16 protein-coding genes and 1 pseudogene are annotated in these 20,642 nt (G+C 62.6%); 10 read left to right on the forward strand and 7 right to left on the reverse strand.

Translation table 11 applies throughout. The features are described 5' to 3' along the window. The first annotated feature begins 12 nt into the window (after window positions 1-12). Complete coding sequence (locus tag AC3WK8_RS10220) at window positions 13-2,049, forward strand: sensor histidine kinase (RefSeq protein WP_085595233.1); 2,037 nt, start codon at window positions 13-15, stop codon at window positions 2,047-2,049. 2 nt (window positions 2,050-2,051) lie between these two features. After that, on the forward strand, window positions 2,052-2,627 hold the full coding sequence (locus AC3WK8_RS10225; protein ID WP_103324701.1) for a cob(I)yrinic acid a,c-diamide adenosyltransferase: 576 nt from the start codon (window positions 2,052-2,054) through the stop codon (window positions 2,625-2,627). Window positions 2,628-2,672: 45 nt separating this feature from the next. On the opposite strand, the gene AC3WK8_RS10230 is transcribed toward AC3WK8_RS10225, so the two are convergent. From AC3WK8_RS10230 to secA, 3 genes are all read right to left on the reverse strand, one after another. Next, a complete protein-coding gene (locus tag AC3WK8_RS10230; protein WP_103324700.1) occupies window positions 2,673-3,617 on the reverse strand; it encodes a Nudix family hydrolase in 945 nt (314 codons plus the stop codon). Window positions 3,618-3,732: 115 nt separating this feature from the next. Further along, window positions 3,733-4,950: a bifunctional glutamate N-acetyltransferase/amino-acid acetyltransferase ArgJ gene (argJ, locus tag AC3WK8_RS10235; RefSeq protein WP_085595227.1), complete on the reverse strand. Its 1,218-nt coding sequence runs from the start codon at window positions 4,948-4,950 to the stop codon at window positions 3,733-3,735. A 119-nt stretch (window positions 4,951-5,069) separates the two neighbouring features. Further along, window positions 5,070-7,811 (reverse strand): preprotein translocase subunit SecA, encoded by a 2,742-nt coding sequence (gene secA, locus AC3WK8_RS10240; RefSeq protein WP_103324699.1) that lies wholly within the window; start codon window positions 7,809-7,811, stop codon window positions 5,070-5,072. Between the two features lie 323 nt (window positions 7,812-8,134). On the opposite strand from secA, the gene AC3WK8_RS10245 reads away from it, so the two are divergent. After that, window positions 8,135-8,590 (forward strand): DUF721 domain-containing protein, encoded by a 456-nt coding sequence (locus tag AC3WK8_RS10245; RefSeq protein ID WP_085595223.1) that lies wholly within the window; start codon window positions 8,135-8,137, stop codon window positions 8,588-8,590. Window position 8,591: 1 nt separating this feature from the next. On the opposite strand, the gene AC3WK8_RS10250 is transcribed toward AC3WK8_RS10245, so the two are convergent. Then, a complete protein-coding gene (locus AC3WK8_RS10250) occupies window positions 8,592-10,076 on the reverse strand; it encodes a helicase HerA-like domain-containing protein (RefSeq protein ID WP_103324698.1) in 1,485 nt (494 codons plus the stop codon). A 194-nt stretch (window positions 10,077-10,270) separates the two neighbouring features. Between AC3WK8_RS10250 and AC3WK8_RS10255 the strand changes: the two are divergent. Further along, a pseudogene (locus AC3WK8_RS10255) lies at window positions 10,271-11,302 on the forward strand (HAMP domain-containing protein); the annotation flags it as partial. Window positions 11,303-11,395: 93 nt separating this feature from the next. Then, window positions 11,396-12,160, forward strand: a complete 765-nt coding sequence (locus tag AC3WK8_RS10260) for a methyl-accepting chemotaxis protein (RefSeq protein WP_371263433.1) — start codon at window positions 11,396-11,398, stop codon at window positions 12,158-12,160. Window positions 12,161-12,219: 59 nt separating this feature from the next. Here AC3WK8_RS10260 and AC3WK8_RS10265 read toward each other — a convergent pair whose 3' ends face one another. Both AC3WK8_RS10265 and purU read right to left on the reverse strand, forming a co-directional pair. After that, window positions 12,220-12,390, reverse strand: a complete 171-nt coding sequence (locus AC3WK8_RS10265) for a hypothetical protein (RefSeq protein WP_022640531.1) — start codon at window positions 12,388-12,390, stop codon at window positions 12,220-12,222. A gap of 66 nt (window positions 12,391-12,456) precedes the next feature. Further along, a complete protein-coding gene (gene purU, locus AC3WK8_RS10270; RefSeq protein ID WP_022640532.1) occupies window positions 12,457-13,305 on the reverse strand; it encodes a formyltetrahydrofolate deformylase in 849 nt (282 codons plus the stop codon). A gap of 348 nt (window positions 13,306-13,653) precedes the next feature. On the opposite strand from purU, the gene mvaT reads away from it, so the two are divergent. Then, window positions 13,654-14,028, forward strand: coding sequence for a histone-like nucleoid-structuring protein MvaT (mvaT, locus tag AC3WK8_RS10275; RefSeq protein ID WP_085595217.1), 375 nt, complete (start codon window positions 13,654-13,656; stop codon window positions 14,026-14,028). Between the two features lie 103 nt (window positions 14,029-14,131). On the opposite strand, the gene sbcB is transcribed toward mvaT, so the two are convergent. Continuing rightward, window positions 14,132-15,559 carry an exodeoxyribonuclease I gene (gene sbcB, locus AC3WK8_RS10280; RefSeq protein ID WP_103324697.1) on the reverse strand — a complete coding sequence of 476 codons (1,428 nt, stop codon included), beginning with the start codon at window positions 15,557-15,559 and terminating at the stop codon, window positions 14,132-14,134. Window positions 15,560-15,743: 184 nt separating this feature from the next. On the opposite strand from sbcB, the gene AC3WK8_RS10285 reads away from it, so the two are divergent. From AC3WK8_RS10285 to AC3WK8_RS10300, 4 genes are read left to right on the forward strand one after another with little or no spacing between them, the layout of a single operon-like run. Beyond that, the gene (locus AC3WK8_RS10285) at window positions 15,744-16,469 is read left to right on the forward strand and encodes an RDD family protein (protein WP_085595212.1); all 726 of its coding nucleotides are present in this window, start codon (window positions 15,744-15,746) and stop codon (window positions 16,467-16,469) included. Further along, window positions 16,466-17,446 (forward strand): stage II sporulation protein M, encoded by a 981-nt coding sequence (locus AC3WK8_RS10290; RefSeq protein ID WP_085595210.1) that lies wholly within the window; start codon window positions 16,466-16,468, stop codon window positions 17,444-17,446. Before AC3WK8_RS10285 ends, AC3WK8_RS10290 begins: the two co-directional genes overlap by 4 nt. Further along, window positions 17,433-18,992, forward strand: coding sequence for a DUF4129 domain-containing protein (locus AC3WK8_RS10295; protein WP_103324696.1), 1,560 nt, complete (start codon window positions 17,433-17,435; stop codon window positions 18,990-18,992). The genes AC3WK8_RS10290 and AC3WK8_RS10295 overlap by 14 nt, the downstream gene beginning before the upstream one ends. After that, a complete protein-coding gene (locus AC3WK8_RS10300; RefSeq protein ID WP_085595206.1) occupies window positions 18,989-20,152 on the forward strand; it encodes a DUF4350 domain-containing protein in 1,164 nt (387 codons plus the stop codon). Before AC3WK8_RS10295 ends, AC3WK8_RS10300 begins: the two co-directional genes overlap by 4 nt. The last annotated feature ends 490 nt before the right edge of the window (window positions 20,153-20,642 follow it).

Here is a 20,642-nt window from a genome sequence, read left to right on the forward strand (position 1 = left end):
GCGATATAGCCGATGCCATTGCGCCAGCGTCTCGAAAACCTGCCGGTGGGCCAAAAGCTCCTGGCGGCCCTGCTTGTCTTGCTGACCACAGTGCTGCTGGTCGCCAACCTGACCTTCATCAGCGCCGCCTACTGGATCTCCCAGGAGAGCATGGCGCCCCAGGCCCTGCAGACCATCGGCCGGTTGGTGTCCAATCCGACCCTGTCGCTCCAGGCATTGAACTCGCCCCAGGATGCGGAACGGTTGCTCAGCGAACTCGATAGCTACTCGCCCCTGCGCGCAGCGGCCATCTATGACGGCAGCGGCCAGCGCATCGCCCAGTTGCAGCACGGCGATCGCCTCAAGCTGCCCGAGCGCTACCGGCATATCGAGGCCTGGCAGCTGACCGAGTTTCGCAGTAACCAGGTGATCCCCCTGCCCCGTCCGGGCCAGGAGTCGGGTCACCTGCTGCTGGTGGCCAGCAGCGAACTGCCCATGGCCTTCTATACCGGCACCCTCACCGCCAGCCTGGGCATCCTGATCTTCAGCGTGCTGCTGTGGCTGATCATCGCCCGACAGATCAAGCGCCTGATCACCCAGCCGATCCACCAGCTCGAGGAGCTGTCACGCCAGGTCACCCGTGAAGAGAACTACGCCCTGCGCGCGGCGCGCGGCAACCACGACGAAATCGGCAGCCTGGCCGAGGCCTTCAACACCATGCTGTCGCGGATCGAAGCCCGGGAGCAGCAACTCAAGCGCGCCCGGGACGATTCCCAGGCCGCCTACGACCAGGCCCAGGGGCTGGCCGAAGAGACCCGCCACACCAACCGCAAGCTGGAACTGGAAGTCCAGGTACGCAGCAAGATCGAGAAGAAGCTCACCGGCTTCCAGAACTACCTCAACAGCATCATCGACTCCATGCCCTCGGCGTTGATCGCCCTGGACGAACAGCTGTACGTCACCCAGTGGAACCAGGAGGCCAGCGCCCTGTCCGGGACACGCCTGGACGAGGCCCTGAACCAGCCGATCTTCCTGGCCTTCGAACCGCTCAAGCCATTCCTGCCTCAACTCAAGGAAACCGTGGAACAGCACACGGTGGCCAAGATCGAGCGGGTTACCTGGTTCAAGGAGGAAGAAGCCAAGCACTATGCACTGACCTTCTATCCGCTGATGGGCGGCGCCGGACGCGGGGTGGTGATCCGTATCGACGACATCACCCAACGCCTGTCCCTGGAAGAAATGATGGTGCAGTCGGAAAAGATGCTCTCGGTGGGCGGCCTCGCGGCCGGCATGGCCCACGAGATCAACAACCCCCTGGGGGCGATCCTGCACAACGTGCAGAACATCCGCCGCCGGCTATCCCCGGAACTGCCGAAGAACCTCGAATATGCCCAACAGAGCGGGGTCGAGCTGCAAACCGTCAATCGTTACCTGGAAAGCCGCGAAGTCCCGCAATTGCTCGATGGCATCCAACAGGCCGGGGGCCGAGCGGCGAAGATCGTCACCCATATGCTCAGCTTCAGTCGCCGTAGCAACCGGCAGATGGCGCCCTGCGACCTGCCGGCGCTGATCGACCAGGCAGTGGAGATCGCCGGCAACGACTTCGACCTGGCGATCGGCTTCGACTTCAAGGGCCAGGCGATCATCCGCCAGTTCGATCCGAACCTGGGCCCGGTTCCCGGCACCGCCAACGAACTGGAGCAGGTGCTGCTCAACCTGCTCAAGAACGCCGCCCAGGCCATTCACCAGCGCGACGACGACAGCGAGCCGGGACGGATCATCCTGCGCACCCGGCTCAATCCGCCCTGGGCGGAAATCCAGGTGGAGGACAACGGCATCGGCATGAGCGAGAACGTGCGCAAGCGCACCTTCGAGCCATTCTTCACCACCAAGGAAATTGGCCAGGGCACCGGCCTCGGCCTGTCGGTGTCGTACTTCATCATCACCAACAACCACAAAGGGCAGATGGAAGTGCAATCGACCCGGGGCCAGGGCACCTGCTTCACCCTGCGCCTGCCCCTGGCCAGCAACCAGCCCCCGGTCCAAGCACCGTTACCACTGGAGAACTAGACATGGGTTTTCGCTTGTCGAAGATTTACACCCGCACCGGCGACAAGGGCGAAACCGGCCTGGGAGATGGGCGCCGAGTACCCAAGGACCATCCGCGGATCGAGGCCATCGGCGAAGTCGACACCCTGAACAGCCAGCTGGGCCTGCTGCTGGCCGGCCTGGAAGAACAGCGCATGGCTTATCCCGGGCTGGCCCAGGTGATCGAGGTCCTGGCGCCCTGCCAGCATCGCTTGTTCGACCTTGGCGGCGAGCTGGCGATGCCGGTGTACCAGGCGCTCGATGAGCAGGAAGTGCAGCGCCTGGAGGCTGCCATCGATAGCTGGAACGAGGAGCTGGGCCCGCTGGAGAACTTCATCCTGCCCGGAGGCTCGATGCTGATCGCCCAGGCCCACGTCTGCCGTAGCCTGGCCCGCAGCGCCGAACGCCGCTGCCAGCAACTCAATGCGATCGAATCGCTGCAGGGAGTCGGGCTGGCCTATATCAATCGCCTGTCGGACCTGCTGTTCGTCGCTGCTCGCTTGATTGCCAAGCGCCAGGGCATCGCCGAGATCCTCTGGCAGGCCGCCGCCAAACCCTGACAGGCAACGACTTGGCGGGGCGGCACCGGCAAGCCGTTGCTTGATTCAGTCTTGCGGCCAGAAGGCACGGATCCCCGCCACGCCCTGGGCGCCGCAGGCCCAGGCCTGTTCGCACTGGGCTGGACCTACGCCGCCTAGCAAGTACACCGGCTTGTTGAAGCCGACGATCAGTTGCCCGGCCTGCTCCCAACCCAGGGGCTGGGCATCGGGATGGGTCTGGGTCGACTGCACCGGCGACAGGGTCACGAAGTCCACGTCCATCTGCTGCGCCAGGGCCAGTTCCTCGGCGTCATGGCAGGAGGCCGCCAACCAGCGATCCTTGCCGAATGGGCGCCCGGCACTGGCGTACTTGCGCAGTTGGGCCGACGTCATATGCCAGCCGGCCGACGGAAAGTCCCCCAGCCACTCGAAAGGTCCCTTGAGCATCAGCTGCGCCTTGCCGGCGCACAGGCCCACCGCATCCACCGCCAGGTCGCGATACTGCGGGTCGTAGCCACCGGGCGCCCGCAACTGGATCAGCTTGCAGCCCTGGGCAATGGCCTTCTGCATGCCACGCAGCAGGGCCGGGGTTTCCAGGCCCTCGGGAGTAATCAGGTAGTGCCCGGGCAAACGCGCTGCCGCGACGATCGGCTGGTTGGCCGCCGGGAACTCATAATCGCCCAATTGCCGTGGACTCACCCAGGCCAGGGGCTGGCCTTCGGCACCATGGGGCTCACCGCTGAAGGCCGAGACCTCCCATACATCCAGCAAAACCTGCTTGTCCGGATAGTCGTGCTGCACCTTGATCAGTGGGCGCGCAGCCTGCACGACAATGCCCAGTTCTTCCTGCAGCTCCCTGGCCAAGGCCGCCTGCACTGTTTCCCCGGCCTCGACCTTGCCCCCGGGAAACTCCCAAAGACCCCCTTGATGCTGAGTATCGGCACGTCGGGCGATCAGGATCTTGCCATTGGCATCCCGGATGACAGCCGCTGCCACATGTACTCGTTTCACCGCGTTTTCCTCTGGTCCGGCATTCGGCCGGCCCGGGTGGCCAGCCGATGAAAAAATGATGGTCGCCAAGCGCGAAGGCCTGCCCCGGATAGTTCCGGGGCGGCCATAGCGAATATCAGGTACGGTACTCGGCGTTGATCTTCACGTACTCGTGGGACAGGTCGGTGGTCCAGATGGTTTCGCTGCAGGTACCACGCCCCAGTTCGATACGGATGGTGATCTCTTCCTGCTGCATCACCGCCGCCCCCTGCGCCTCGGTATAGCTGGCCGCCCGAGCGCCACGACTGGCGATGCAGACCTCGCCGAGGAACACGTCGATCTTGCTCACATCCAGGTCCGGCACGCCGGCACGCCCCACGGCTGCCAGGATCCGCCCCCAGTTCGGATCGGAAGCGAACAGCGCCGTCTTGATCAGCGGCGAGTGGGCCACGGTGTAGCCCACGTCCAGGCACTCCTGGTGGTTGCCGCCGCCATTGACTTGGACAGTGACGAACTTGGTAGCGCCTTCACCGTCGCGGACGATGGCCTGGGCCACTTCCATGCAGACTTCGAACACCGCCTGCTTCAGCGCAGCGAACAGCGGGCCGCTGGCCTCGGTGATCTCCGGCAGGTCGGCCTGGCCGGTAGCGACCAGCATGCAGCAGTCGTTGGTGGAGGTGTCGCCGTCGATGGTGATGCGGTTGAAGGACTTGTTGGCACCATCCAGCAGCAAGTTCTGCAGCACTTCGCGGGAGACCTTGGCGTCGGTGGCGATGTAGCCAAGCATGGTCGCCATGTTCGGCCGGATCATTCCCGCGCCCTTGCTGATGCCGGTGACAGTGATGGTCACGCCGTCATGCCGGAACTGGCGGCTGGCGCCCTTGGGCAGGGTATCGGTGGTCATGATCCCGGTGGCGGCAGCGGCCCAGTTATCCACGGACAGGTCGTCCAGGGCGGCTTGCAAGGCACCTTCGATCTTCTCCACAGGCAGCGGCTCGCCGATGACCCCGGTGGAGTACGGCAGCACGGCGCTGGCGTCGACGCCGGTCAACTCCGCCAGCTTGGCGCAGGTACGGCTGGCTGCCGCCAGGCCAGGCTCGCCGGTACCGGCGTTGGCATTACCAGTGTTGGTCAGCAGGTAACGCACCGGCCCCTGCACGCGCTGCTTGGCCAGGATCACCGGCGCGGCGCAGAACGCATTGAGGGTGAACACCCCGGCCACCGTCGAGCCTTCGGCACAGCGCATGACCACCACATCCTTGCGCCCGGGGCGCTTGATACCAGCCGAGGCGATACCGAGTTCGAAACCGGCAACCGGGTGCAACGTTGGCAAAGGACCAAGACCAACAGCCATGAATGCGCTCCTCTTATCAGATGGGGCACCGTCGGCATAAAAGACGGTGCTGCAAATGGAAAAACGCCGCGACGGCTGATGCCGTCACGGCGTGGGTGTTTCAGTGTCTGGCGAGGATCTTAGTTGATCTGGCCGTGACAGTGTTTGTACTTCTTGCCCGAACCGCAGTAGCACAGTTCGTTGCGACCCAGCTTCTGTTCATTGCGTACCGGCGCGGAAGCCAGGGCCACGTCCACCTCGACGCCCTCTTCCATTGCTTCGGGCTGGTCCAGGCCTGGAGCCTCGGCGTGCTCGAACTGCATGCGACGGGCCAGGGCCTCGGCCTCCTGGCGCAGGCGCGCCTCTTCCTCGGCCGGGTCTTCGCGACGCACCTGGACGTGGGACAGCACGCGGATCGAGTCGCGCTTGATGGAATCCAGCAGCTCGGAGAACAGCGTGAAGGACTCGCGCTTGTACTCCTGCTTGGGGTTCTTCTGCGCATAACCACGCAGGTGGATACCGTGGCGCAGGTGGTCCATGGTCGACAGGTGGTCTTTCCACAGGTCGTCCAGGACTCGCAGCACGATCTGCTTCTCGAAGGTGCGCAGCGCTTCGGCGCCGGCCTGGTCTTCTTTTTCGTTGTACGCGGCGATCAGCTCGTTGAGCAGCTTCTCACGCAGGGTTTCTTCGTACAGGTGATCGTCTTCGTCGAGCCATTGCTGGATCGGCAGGTTCACCCCGAAATCGCTCTGGAGTGCAGCCTCCAGGCCAGCCACATCCCACTGCTCAGGCAGCGACTGTGGAGGAATATGGGCACTGACGGTGGCGCTCAGCACGTCCTGGCGGAAGTCGGCGATGGTTTCGCCGATGTTGTCCGCGGCTAGCAGCGTGTTGCGCATGTGGTAGATCACCTTGCGCTGCTCGTTGTTGACGTCGTCGAACTCCAGCAGTTGCTTGCGGATGTCGAAGTTGCGGCCTTCGACCTTGCGCTGGGCCTTCTCGATGGCGTTGGTCACCATGCGGTGCTCGATCGCCTCGCCGGACTGCATGCCCAGGGCCTTCATGAAGTTCTTCACCCGGTCGGAGGCGAAGATACGCATCAGGCTGTCTTCCAGCGACAGGTAGAAACGGCTGGAACCGGCGTCGCCCTGGCGACCGGCGCGACCACGCAGCTGGTTGTCGATACGCCGCGATTCGTGGCGCTCGGAAGCGATGACCTGCAGGCCACCGGATTCCAGAACCTGCTGGTGGCGTTTCTGCCAGTCGGCCTTGATCTGGGCGATCTGCTCGGGAGTCGGGTTCTCCAGGGAGGCGACTTCCACTTCCCAGTTGCCGCCCAGCAGGATGTCGGTACCACGGCCCGCCATGTTGGTGGCGATGGTCAGCGCGCCCGGGCGGCCGGCCTGGGCAATGATCTCGGCTTCCTTTTCGTGGAACTTGGCGTTCAGGACCTTATGCTCGATGCCTTCCTTGTTCAGCAGGTTGGATACGTGCTCTGAAGTCTCGATGGTCGCGGTGCCGACCAGGATAGGACGACCCTGGGCCATGCCGTCCTTGATGTCGTTGATGATCGCCGCGTACTTCTCGTCCGCGGTCAGGAACACCAGGTCGTTGTAGTCTTTACGTGCCAGCGGTTTGTTCGGCGGGATGACCATCACCTGCAGGCCGTAGATCTGATGGAACTCGAACGCCTCGGTGTCAGCAGTACCGGTCATGCCGGACAGCTTGTTGTACAGGCGGAAGTAGTTCTGGAAGGTGGTCGAGGCCAGGGTCTGGCTTTCGGCCTGGATATTGAGGTTTTCCTTGGCCTCGATGGCCTGGTGCAGGCCCTCGGAGAGGCGACGGCCGGGCATGGTACGACCGGTATGCTCGTCCACCAGGACCACCTGGCCGTCCTGCACGATGTACTCGACGTTGCGGTTGAACAGCTTGTGCGCCCGCAGACCGGCATAGACGTGGGTCAAGAGGCCCAGGTTATGGGCCGAGTACAGGCTCTCGCCTTCGGCCAGCAGGCCGACCTGGGTCAGCATCTCTTCGATGAACTGGTGGCCGGCTTCGTTGAGCTCGACCTGGCGGGTCTTCTCGTCGACGGTGAAGTGACCGGCCTTGGTGACCTGGCCTTCCACTTCCTCGATGTGCTGTACCAGGCGCGGGATCAGCTTGTTGATCTCGGAGTACAGACGGGAGCTGTCTTCGGCCTGGCCGGAGATGATCAGCGGAGTACGGGCTTCGTCGATGAGGATCGAGTCGACTTCGTCGATCACGGCGAAATTGAGCTCGCGCTGGAACTTGTCTTCCATGCTGAAAGCCATGTTGTCGCGCAGGTAGTCGAAGCCGAATTCGTTGTTGGTGCCGTAGGTGATGTCGGCGGCGTAGGCGGCGCGCTTCTCCTCCGGTGGCTGGAACGGCGTGACCACGCCGACGCTCAGGCCGAGGAACTCATACAGCGGGCGCATCCAGTTGGCGTCGCGGCGTGCCAGGTAGTCGTTCACCGTCACCACGTGCACGCCCTTGCCGGACAGTGCGTTGAGATAGACACCCAGGGTCGCCACCAGGGTCTTGCCCTCGCCGGTGCGCATTTCGGCGATCTTGCCTTCATGCAAGGTCATGCCACCGATCAGCTGCACGTCGAAGTGGCGCATCCCCATGATCCGCTTACCGGCTTCACGGGCGACCGCAAAGGCTTCGGGCAGCAGTTTGTCGAGGGTTTCACCCTTGGCGATACGGGCCTTGAACTCCGCAGTCTTGGCACGCAATTGATCGTCCGAAAGGGCCACCATTTGCTCTTCGAAGGCATTGACGATCTGTACCGTCTTGAGCATGCGCTTGACTTCACGCTCGTTCTTGCTTCCAAAAAGTTTCTTTAACAAAGGCGCAAACATATCGGCAGGATCTTCCACACATAGGGTTGGAGGGCGGCCCCGGTGAGTCGCCCGAGCAGCCCTCATGGCCGCATGCGAACGAGCATTCTACCCGGAAACGATGGTGAGGAAAGTGGCGTTATTCCACGATGCTGGCACAGCGCTTTGACGGGGCCCACCTAAAATAAGGGCTTTTCGTTGAACTTCAAGTACATTCCCCGCAGAAGTTACTGATCACGATCAGCAAAAGATCACCAACTCGGCGCCAGGCGGGAAAATGACGAACCGGGTGCGCCGGACGCTTTCTGTTACCATGGTGCCTCTGTAACTTCAGGTTTCTAACCATGGCATTTCGCCCTCTTACGGCACGTCCTCCCGCCGTTCTTCTTCGCGAAGCCAAGCCTCTCAAAGCCATACTCGGCCACGCCCAGCGCCTGGCGCACCTGCAGCGCCTGCTGGACAGCCAGTTGCAGCCGGCGGCTCGCGAACATTGCCACGTCGCCTCCTGGCGCGAAGGCAGCCTGCTGCTGATCGTCACCGACGGGCACTGGGCTACCCGCTTGCGCTACCAGCAGAAGCGCCTGCAGCGCCAACTCCAGGCGTTCGACGAATTCGCCCGCCTGACGCGCATCCAGTTCAAGGTCCAGCCCCCCACCGTCCAGCGGGGAGCGGCCGGACACAGCATAGACCTGTCGAACAGCGCCGCCGAGACCATCCAGGCCACTGCCGACGGCATCTCCGACCCCAAGTTGCGCGCGGCCCTGGAGCGCCTGGCCAGCCACGCCAAGCCGCGCAGCTGACTCAGCGGCGCTTGCCGCCCAGCAACGAGCCCATCAGCCCACGCACCAGCTGCCGCCCCAACTGATTGGCGGCCTGGCGCATCGCCGATTTCAAGGCCTGCCCGGCCGCGGTCCCCAGGAATTCACCAGCCCGGTCGGCCAGGCTCGGTTCCTCGGGCAGCGGTTTGCCAGCTTCGACCTGCCCCTGCGGCGCCAGCTCCTTGCGCCCCATCAACACCTCATAGGCAGATTCGCGATCGATCGGCTTGTCATAGCGTCCCAGCAGCGGCGAACTGGCGATCAGGGCCTGGCGCTCGGCCTCGGTCAACGGCCCGATCCTTGATTGCGGCGGCGCTACCAGCACCCGCTGGACCATCTCCGGCGTGCCCTTGTCCTGCAGGGTGCCAACCAACGCCTCGCCAATGCCCAGCTCGGTCAGCACCGAGAGCGCATCGAATGCCGGGTTGGGCCGGAAACCATCGGCCACCGCCCGCAGCGATTTCTGTTCCTTGGCGGTGAACGCCCGCAGACCGTGCTGGATGCGCAAGCCCAGCTGGGCCAGCACATCATCCGGCAGGTCCCCTGGCGACTGGGTCACGAAGAACACCCCGACGCCCTTGGACCGAATCAGCCGCACCACTTGCTCCAGGCGATCCTGCAAGGCCTTGGGGGTACCGGCGAACAGCAAGTGCGCCTCGTCGAAGAACAGCGCCAGCAACGGCTTATCGGCATCGCCCCGCTCAGGCAATTGCTCGAACAACTCGGCCAGCAGCCATAGAAGGAAGGTGGCATAGACTTTCGGCGCCTCGTGCACCAGGCGACTGGCATCGAGCAAGTGGATCCGTCCCCGACCATCGGCGGCCGGCTGCAGGATGTCCTCCAATTGCAGGGCCGGCTCGCCGAACAACGATTCGGCGCCCTGTTGCTCCAGCGTAGCCAGGCGCCGCAACAGGGCCTGGCTGGAGCCGGTGGTCATCAATGCCGCGTCTTCGCCCAGCAGTTGCGGATTGTCCTTGAGGTGGTTGAGCAGCGCCTTGAGATCCTTGAGATCCAGCAGCAACAAGCCTTCGCGATCCGCCACCTTGAACGCCGCATATAACGCCGACTGCTGGCTGTCGGTGAGCTCCAGCAGGCTGCCCAGCAACAGCGGTCCCATTTCGCTCAGGGTGGTGCGCAGTGGATGACCGGACTGGCCATGGATATCCCACAAGGTCACGGGATAGGCCTGGGGCCGGTGGTTGAGCCAGGGCATGCCGGCAATCCGCTCGGCGACCTTGCCCTGGGGATCGCCCGCGGCACCCAGCCCGCAGAGATCACCCTTGATGTCCGCGGCGAAGACCGCCACCCCGGCATCGCTGAAAGCCTCCGCCAGGCGCTGCAGGGTGACGGTCTTGCCGGTACCGGTAGCGCCAGCCACCAGGCCATGGCGGTTGGCCAGGCGCATGGCCTGGGCGATCGGTTGGCCGTCGAGGCCGGCGCCGATGATGAGTTGCGATGAGTCAGGCATTTTGTCACCCCTGGTTAATCTTTGGCCTTACACGGTCGATATGAAGAAATGATGGATCAGAAGTATCTGAAATGAAGGTCAGGTAATTCCCTTGGGATAGATGGAGATATCAGCTTATTTATAACACCGCCTCTTTGGCGCACCGTTCCAACCCGATGCCCTGGACTCAAAGACCTTAGCGGACACCCCAAGCCATGAACAAAAATCTGCGCTTCAGCCACAAGATCCTGCTTGCCGCCTCGCTCATCGTCATAGCTGCCTTTGCACTATTCACGCTCTATAACGATTACCTGCAACGTAACGCCATCCGTGATGATCTGGACAACTATCTTCAGGAAATGGGCGACGTCACTGCAAAAAATATTCAGACCTGGCTCGCTGGCCGTGCGCTGTTGATCGAGAACCTCTCCCAGTCGGTGGCCCTGAACCCCGACCCGGCCAATGTCAGCAACCTGCTGCAACAGAAGGCCGTGAGCTCCACCTTCATGGGTGCCTACCTGGGCAACCAGGACGGCAGCTTCATTATCCGCCCGGACAGCAAGATGCCCGATGGCTACGATCCGCGCGCGCGCCCCTGGTACAAGAGCGCCGAAAGCACCAATGGCTCGGCCCTGACCGAGCCCTATGTCGACCTGGCCACGGGGCAACTGGTGATTTCCATCGTCGACAGCGTGCTCAAGAACGGCCAGCGCACCGGCGCGGTCGGCGGCGACCTGAGCCTGCAAGTGATCGCCGACACGGTCAACGCCCTGGACTTCGACGGCATGGGCTATGCCTTCCTGATCAGTGCCGACGGCAAGGTGCTGGTCCACCCGGACAAGAACCTGGTGATGAAGAACCTCAAGGACATCTACCCCCAGGACACGCCGAAGATCAGCAATGAACTGAGCGAAGTCAGTGTCGACGGCAAGACGCGCATCGTCACCTTCACCCAGATCAAGGGCCTGTCCTCGGTGAACTGGTACATCGGCCTGTCGGTGGACAAGGACAAGGCCTTCGCGATGCTCAGTGAATTCCGCACCTCGGCGGTGATCGCCACCCTGACGGCGGTGGCCCTGACCATCGCCCTGCTGGGCCTGCTGATTCGCCTGCTGATGCAACCCTTGCACGTGATGACCCGTGCCATGCAGGACATCGCCGACGGTGAAGGCGACCTGACCCGCCGCCTGAACATCCATAACCACGACGAGTTCGGCATCCTGGGCATCGCCTTCAACCGCTTCGTGGAACGCATCCACGGCTCGATCCGCGAGGTGTCCTCGGCCACCGAACACGTCAACGAGGTCGCCCTGCGTGTGGTCAGCGCCTCCAACTCGTCGATGCTCAACTCCGACGAACAGGCCAGTCGCACCAATAGCGTCGCCGCCGCCATCAATCAGCTGGGCGCCGCGGCCCAGGAAATCGCCCGCAACGCCGCCCAAGCCTCGCAACAGGCCAGCGACGCTCGCAACCTGGCCGAGGATGGCCAGCAAGTGGTGGATCGCAGCATCCAGGCGATGAACCAGCTGTCGGACATGATCAGTGCCTCCAGCAACAATATAGAGACCCTCAACAGCAAGACCGTGAACATCGGCCAGATCCTCGAGGTGATCACCAGCATTTCCCAGCAGACCAACCTGCTGGCGCTCAACGCCGCGATCGAGGCCGCCCGCGCCGGCGAGGCCGGGCGTGGCTTCGCCGTGGTCGCCGACGAAGTACGCAACCTGGCCCACCGCACCCAGGAGTCGGCGCAACAGGTGCAGACGATGATCGAGGAGCTGCAAGTCGGCGCGCGTGAGTCCGTCAGCACCATGAGCAACAGCCAGCGCCACAGCCAGGACAGCGTGGAGATCGCCAACCAGGCCGGAGAACGCCTGAACAGCGTGACCCAGCGTATCGGCGAGATCGATGGCATGAACCAGTCGGTGGCCACCGCCACTGAAGAGCAGACCTCGGTGGTGGAGTCCATCAACATGGACATCACCGAGATCAATACCCTGAACCAGGAAGGCGTGGAAAACCTGCAGGCGACTCTGCGCGCATGCTCCGACCTGGAGCAGCAGGCAGCACGCCTGAAGCACCTGGTGGGCAGTTTCAGGATCTGAAGATCGGGGCGAACGCCCCTTGGACAGGCCGGCGGAGCATCAGGCGCCGGCCACCAGCCTCAACGCGATGGCGCTGGAGGCTCTTGCTGCAACTGCTCCCAGAGTTCGGCCGCCCCCGGGAAATCGGTGCCATCCTCGGCATCGAGTTCATCGGGGTCGTAGCGGCTCAGGCAACCCTCGCCCAGTACGGCGGGAGCCTGGGAAGTGGCTTTATCCAGAGGATCGGTCATGAGGCTGACCTCGTCGATTGCAAACCAGGACCGGGATATTCAGCGCCCGCTCCTGGTTTTTTTCAATCAGAACACCACGGTCTTGTTGCCGTGCACCAGCACGCGGTCTTCCAGGTGGTAGCGCAGGCCGCGGGCCAGCACCATCTTCTCCACATCACGCCCGAACCGCACCATATCCTCGATGCTGTCGCTATGGCTGACCCGCACTACGTCCTGCTCGATGATCGGACCGGCGTCCAGCTCTTCGGTCACGTAGTGGCAGGTGGCACCGATCAGCTTCACGCCACGCAGGGATGCCTGGTGGTAAGGCTTGGCGCCGACAAAGGACGGCAGGAAGCTGTGGTGGATGTTGATGACCTGTTGGGCGTACTCCTGGCACAGCTGCGGCGGCAGGATCTGCATGTAGCGCGCCAGCACCACCACGTCGGCACCATGCTCCTTGACCAGGCGCGAGACCTCGGCGAAGGCCGGCTGCTTGTCCTTCGGATCCACCGGAACGTGGAAGAACGGGATACCGTGCCATTCGACCATGCTGCGCAGGTCGTCGTGGTTGGAAATCACGCAAGGGATATCGCAGTCCAGCTCATTGCTGTGCCAACGGTGCAACAGGTCGGCCAGGCAATGGGACTCGCGGCTGGCCATCAGCACCACGCGCTTTTTCTCGGCGGTATCGGTGATCCGCCAGTCCATCGAGAACTCTTCGGCGATGGGCGCGAACGCCTGGCGAAATGCCTCGAGGCCAAAAGGCAGGGAGTCGGCACGAATCTCGTGGCGCATGAAGAACCAACCGCTCTGGTTGTCCGAGTGGTGGCTCGCTTCGGTGATCCAACCGTTATGGGAGGCCAGAAAGTTACTGACTTTGGCAACGATGCCAACGCGGTCAGGGCAAGAAATCACCAACCGAAAGGTGCGCATGGGGGGGAAACTCCAGAACTTCGCAAAGGTCGCCATTCTAGCCATTGCGCAGCAAAACTGCAGTATTCATTGCACCGGCACTGCCGATCGGTGCCGGCAACAGGGCCTTAGATCAGGCTTAACCAGCGGTGTTCCCAGTACAGATGGCAACACTTGCAAATAGCGCACAACTAATTTGTGAATATCACAAGAAAACCTGCGCTTCTATTAAATAGCGAAATGGCTGTTACGCCTAAAGACACTAAGAAGGCCAAATAAAGCATCGGTATTATGTTTACTTGTACAAACTCCGTGACTATTATTGCAACATTGTCATCCAGCCACCCAGCGCCCAACAAGGTAGCCCCCATGTCCCTGATCAACGAATACCGTGCAACAGAAGAAGCTATCAAAGAACTGCAAGCACGTTTGAAGAACCTGTCCCAAGACGACAAGCTGAAAGCCGAGCTGGAGTTCGAAGGCAAATTGCGCAGCCTGATGGGCGAGTACTCCAAGTCCCTGCGCGACATCATCGCGCTGCTGGATCCGGAATCCAAAGTTAAAGCACCGCGGGCCGCTGTGAAAACCACCGGCACCAAGCGTGCGCGTAAAGTTAAACAGTACAAAAACCCGCATAACGGTGAAGTCATCGAAACCAAAGGCGGCAACCACAAGACCCTCAAAGAGTGGAAAGCCAAGTGGGGTGGCGATGTGGTTGAAGGCTGGGCAACCCTGCTGGACTAAGGCTCGCAGACCGACCCGAGGTCTTTTAGCTACAATTAAAAAACGCCAGACCACTGGCGTTTTTTTATGCCTGGCGTTCACGTCGAACGCCGCCGGCAACTTTTTAAAGCCCCAGTCGCAGGGCCAGATCGCGAACATGTTGCCGCCATTGCTCCAGCACCTGGCGTTGACTCGGATCAGCACTTAACAGGGATTGCTCCAGAGCTTGCCGAAAACTTTCCAGGGTATTGGGCGCCCCCAGTTGCGGATCAAGCAAACGTTGCTGGCAGAATCCGCGCCAGCGCTCTTGCTCATCCTTGCTCAATGTTTCCGAAAAGTTACGGGCACGGTAGCGGAACAGAAGTTCCGGCAACCGCTCATCATCGAACGGCCATTCTTGCAGTGCCAAATGCTGCGGATCGGCCTGGCGCACTTGCTCACACAAGCGGCGATCGCGATCACCAATAAAGCCATCGTACAACTGCTGCTCCGGATCCTCGCTGGCAGCGAATTCATCAGGTCCGTAAATCAGCGAAAGTTTATCCTGCCAAACTTCCCGAGCCTCGCTCAGACGCAAAGCGCGGCGCTGGTATTCTTCCATATCCAAGTGCAGGCGCTGTTGATCTTCGACACGCAACACATTCAACGGCGCCACCACCGGGCAGCGATTGATATGGATGAGTTTCAACGGCACCGGCAATTCGCCTTCGGCCAGGTCTTCACGCCGGGTATACAGGCGCTGGCGCAACGTCTGGGCATCCAGGTCCAGGAGCCCTTGGGGATCCAGGTGCAGGTCGCAGACGATCAACGCATTGCGATTGCGCGGATGCCAGGCCAGGGGCAACACCACGCCGACATAATGCCGCGCGGCGGAGAAACGCCCGGAGATGTGCACCATTGGCTGCAACAGGCGGATCTGGTCCATCACCCGCTGCTTGCTGCGTAACTGGAACAACCATTCATAGAGCTTGGGCTGCTTGTCGCGGATCAGTCGCGCCAGGGCAATGGTCGCTCGCACATCGGACAAGGCCTCGTGTGCCTGGCCATGGTCGATGCCATTCTCTGCCGTCAGGCGCTCCAGCTTCAGCGTCACCTGGCCCTGTTCTTCAGGCCAGGCGATACCCTGGGGCCGCAGCGCATAGGCCGCCCGTACCACATCGATCAGGTCCCAGCGACTGTTGCCGCCTTGCCACTCCCGGGCATAGGGGTCGAAGAAATTCCGATACAGGCCGTAGCGAGTCATCTCGTCGTCGAAACGCAAGGTGTTGTAGCCCGCGCCACAGGTTCCCGGGCGGGCCAACTGCTGATGCACCCGGGTCATGAAATCAGCCTCGCTCAACCCGCGCTCGGCCAGGCGCTGCGGAGTGATGCCGGTGATCATGCAAGCTGCCGGGTGCGGCAGGATATCGTCGGCGGGCTGGCAATACAGGTTGACCGGCTCGTCAATTTCATTGAGCGCCAGGTCGGTGCGAATACCTGCCACTTGCAACGGACGGTCGTTGCGCGGGTTGATGCCAGTGGTTTCGTAGTCGTACCAAAAGAGGGAAGTCACGGCCTGTTCCTGAACTGAAAGACCGATGCAGTCTAGGCGCTTGCATAGCGCCAGGGCCAGCCGCATCGACCCGCAGCCCTGCCCCGAAGTGCTTTAATTCGCAGTTAATGATGTCGTTTGCCCCTCAGACACTGCTAGCATCGGCGCTGGATTTTTCTCCACCAGGCCATCCAGCAAGTTGCCCATGTCCGAAACACCAGCACCGCCAAGGAACGCATCGCTGCCCCCGCCATTGGATACGCGGTACCAGGTCGAAACCCCGGAGGGTATCGATCTGCCACTGCGACCGGCGGGACTGCTGGTCCGTACCCTGGCCTATGGCCTGGACCTGGGCATCCGCGCCCTGGTCATGGGCGTGCTGTTCGTCGCCCTGGGCTTTTTCGGCGAGATCGGCATCGGCCTGGGTTCGATCCTGCTGTTCCTGATCAGCTGGTGGTACATGGTGCTGTTCGAGGTGCTGAACCAGGGCCGCTCCCCCGGCAAGCAGATGATGGGGCTGCGGGTGGTACAGGACGATGGCACGCCGATCGGCTGGAGCGCCTCCCTGACCCGCAACCTGCTGCGCTTTGCCGACATGCTGCCGTTCGCTTACTTCCTCGGCGCCATCAGTTGCCTGCAGCACCCGGCCTTCAAGCGCCTGGGCGACCTGGCCGCCGGTACCCTGGTGATCTATCGCGAGCAGACAGTCGAACGGCCGCAACTTCCCCCGGCCACGCCCCGCAGCGCGCCCTTCGCCCTGAGCCTGGATGAACAACGGGCGATCCTCGGTTTCGCCGAGCGCCAGGCCCAGCTGTCCGCTGAACGGACCCAGGAGCTGGCGGCCATCCTGGCCCAGCCGCTGCACGTACCCACCGCCCAGGCCACTGCCGAACTCAACGGCATTGCCCGCGGTTTCCTGGGAGCGACATGAAGCAAAGTCTTTTCGAGAGCCGCCACCAGGCCCAATGGCAGCACTTCGCACAACTGCTCGAGCAACTTGAACAAGGCCGGGCCAAGGCCGAGCAATGCCAGACCTTCGTCCAGGACTACCGGCGCCTGTGCCAGCACCTGGCCCTGGCCCAGGAGCGCGGCTACAGCAGCTACCTGATCGATCCGCTGCAACAGCTGGCGCTGCGCGGCCACCAGCAGCTATACCGCCGGCGCACCGCCATCAGCGCCAACGTACTGGGCTTCCTGCTGGCCGGCTTCCCGCGCCTGGTGCGCCAGGAGTGGCGCCTGGTAACGATCGCCAGCCTGCTGTTCTTCGTCAGCCTGCTGGGCATCGGTCTGCTGGTGTACCTGTACCCCGAGCTGGTCTACAGCCTGATCAGCCAACAACAAGTGGGCGAAATGCGCGGCATGTACGACCCGGCCGCCGGTCACCTGGGTCGCGCCGTCGAACGCGCCTCCAGCGAAGACTGGGTGATGTTCGGCTACTACATCATGCACAACATCGGCATCGCCTTTCAGACGTTCGCCAGCGGCCTGCTGTTCGGCCTGGGCAGCGTGTTCTTCCTGGTCTTCAATGGCCTGATCATCGGGGCCATCGCCGGCCACCTGACCCAGATCGGTTTCGGCCAGACCTTCTGGCCTTTCGTCATCGGCCATGGCGCCTTCGAGCTCACGGCCATCGCCTTGTCCGGTGCCGCAGGCCTGAAGCTGGGCTGGGCGCTGATCGCCCCTGGGCGCCTGTCTCGTGGCGAAGCCCTGCTGCAGGCGGCGCGAATCAGCGTGCAATTGGTCTATGGGGTGATCGTCTTCCTGTTGATCGCAGCCTTCATCGAGGCCTATTGGTCCTCCATGACCTGGCCCGCGCCCTGGGTCAAGTACAGCGTCGGCGCAGCGCTGTGGGCCCTGGTCCTGTCCTACCTGGGCCTTGCCGGAAGAGTCCCCCATGCGCCTGAGTGATGCCAGCGTGGTGATCCGCCCGCGCAACGCCTGGGAAGCCATGGACCTGGGCATGCTCATGGGCCAGCGCCACCGGGGCTTGTTGATGACCAGCTGGGCCATCGTCAGCTTGCCGGTATTCGCCCTGCTGAGCCTGTTGCTCTGGGATTGGCCATCCCTGGCATTGCTGTTGTTCTGGTGGCTGAAGCCGGCCTTCGAGCGCCTGCCGCTGTTCATCCTGTCCAAGGCGCTGTTCGGCGATACCCCGAGCCTGGGCCAGGCTTTGCGGCAATGGCCACGCCTGCTCAAGCCGCAACTGCTGGCCAGCCTGACCTGGCGCCGCTTGAGCATGAGCCGCAGCTTCCTGATGCCGGTAATGCAACTCGAGGGGCTGAGCGGCGATGCCCGCCAGCAACGCCTGGGGGTCCTGTTGCAGCGCAACGCCGGGGCCGCACGCTGGCTGACAGTGATCGGAGTGCACCTGGAAGGCGCACTGTGGATCGGCCTGATGGCGTTGTTCTACCTATTATTGCCGCAGCAAGTGGAGCTGGACTGGAACTGGCAGACCCTGATCATCGCCGCCCAGCAGGACTGGCTATGGCTGGAACACCTGACCAATGCCTTCTACGCCCTGGTGCTGGTGGTCTGGGAGCCGCTCTACGTAGCCTGCGGCTTCAGCCTGTACCTCAACCGCCGCACTGAGCTCGAAGCCTGGGACATCGAACTGGTGTTCCGCCGCCTGCGCCAGCGCCTGGCCGGGGCCTGCGCCTTGCTGCTGGTACTGGGCGCGTTGTGGCTGGCACCCAGCCAGTCGCTCTGGGCCGCCACCGCCAGCAATGCCAAGCAGGTCGTGGCTGGTCCCGAGAGTCCGCGCCTGCTGCAACAGCCGCTGACCAGCAAGGCGGCGCAGGACAGCATCAAGGGCATCCTGGAAAAGCCACCGTTCAAGAATCAGGAATCGGTGACCCGCTATCGCTTCGGCGAAGAGCAGCCACAGAAAAAAGACGCCAAGGACAAGCCGCCGGGTTGGCTCAAGGATCTGCTGGAAGGCCTGGGCAAGAGCAACTTCAACGCCCTGGGCAAAGGCCTGGAGATATTGCTCTGGGGGCTGCTGCTGGGAGCGCTGGCATGGTTGCTGTGGCGATATCGCGACTGGTTGCGCACTTTCGTCGGCTGGCGCCCGCAGCCACGCAAGACCCGTCCACCGGCCATGCCTCAGCAACTGTTCGGCCTGGAGGTCGGCAGCCAGACCTTGCCGGATGATGTCGCGGCCCATGCTGCCGCGCTCTGGCCAAGCCAACCGCGCGAAGCCCTGGGCCTGCTCTACCGGGCCCTGCTCAGCCGCCTGCTGGAAGACTTCCACCTGCCCCTGGACATCGGCGACACCGAAGGCCAGGTGCTGGAACGGATCAAGGCCCTGCGGCACCCGCAGCTGGAGAGCTTCAGCATCGAACTGACCCGGCATTGGCAAAACATGGCCTACGGGCACCAGGTTCCCGGCGCCGAGGCGCAACCACGCCTGTGCGATGGCTGGCGCCAGCTCTTCGGCCCAGGAGCCGCATCATGAGCCGTACCGTATGGGGCATCCTCGCCCTGCTGGTGATCCTGGTGCTCGGCACTGCCGGCTACTACCTCTATCGCCACGCCACGCCCTACCAGGAGCTGGTGGATCACGGTCCGTCGCCGGAAGCCCTGGCCAACCCCTACCTGGCGGCGCAGATGTTCCTGCGCGAACGTGGCCTCAAGGTGGAACACGCCAATGGCCTGGAGGTGCTGGCGACTCTCAAGCCTGCCGGCAATAGCCTGCTGATGCTCGGGGACCGCTCGAACATGAGCCCGCACCAGGCCGACCAGGTATTGGACTGGGCTCGTGCCGGCGGGCACCTGGTGTTCGTCGCCGAAGCGCTGTGGGACGAGGAGACCGAGCAAAGCGGCGACCTGCTGCTGGACCGGGTCCAGGTGCAGCAAATGATGAGCGAGGACCTCGAGGAACCACCGGAGCCGGAGGCGGACGACGCTTATCCGAAGCTGACCAAGGTTCATGTCGAAGGCGAGCGGGCCCCGGCCTACATCAGCTTCGATACCGCCTACCACCTCGAAGACCCGCAAGGCCTCGCGCAGTCCTGGGCCAGCAGCGGCGTGGCCACCCACATGCTGCAGCTCGAGCACGGCAAGGGCAGCATCACCGTGCTGACCGATGCCGATATCTGGAAGAGCCCGGCCATCGGTCGCTACGACAATGCCTGGCTGTTGTGGTACCTGAACGCCGATACCGCGGTGACGTTGCTGTTCGACACCAACCATCCGAATCTCTGGCAACTGTTGTGGAAGAACTTCCCCCAGGCGCTGGTGGCCCTCGGCCTGCTCATCGTCCTGTGGCTGTGGCACGCCGGATTCCGCCAGGGCCCATTGCTGGCACCGGCGCCCAAGGCCCGGCGCCAGCTACTCGAGCACCTGCGCGCCAGTGCCGGTTTCATTCTTCGCCATGGCGGCCAGGGCCCCTTGTTGCAGGCCCTGCAACTGGATATCCGGCGCCGGGCCCGGCGCCGACACCCGGGCTTCGAACAACTCGAGCCCCAAGCCCAGTGCGAAGTGCTCGCGCTGCTCAGCCAGCAACCCGTGGAGGCAGCCAGGCAAGCACTGCAACCGCGGCCCGGGCAACGGCTGTCCAGTACCGACTTCAGCCACCTGGTCGCCCAGCTGCAAACCCTCAGGAATGCCTTGTGATCTTTTGTCCCACACGACAACCAAAGCATTGCGACAGCGATACCCTGGGGCGAGCCTCAGCCTACGAGAGCCCATCACAGCTGATGAGGGCATAGGCACTAAAACCCACTAGACCAGGCTTGAACATCGCAAGCTCCCGATATAGCCAAACGTGCTAACTAGCATCATGGGATGTGCTAGAAACTATTGAGAGCCTGCGGGCCCAACCTGGATACTTTTACTGTTGCGTTTCCAAACCTGACACACACCGGCTTCCCCTTCCTCTTTTCAATCTCCTTGGTCGTGACGCAACATCGGACTGAAAAACACAACCAACTATAAAACCATCTACTGACGCTTACCGAACATACTCAAGCGAAAAACATCATGGATAGAGACTGCTATTGGGAACGATTCCCACAAGATAAATCAACACTCTGGCTATGGCAAAACAGCAGCTTTACTTATTCCAGCTACCGAGCAAGATTCGTTAGCGCCTCCAGCGACAAAA

The organism is Pseudomonas sp. FW507-12TSA (genome assembly GCF_058781435.1).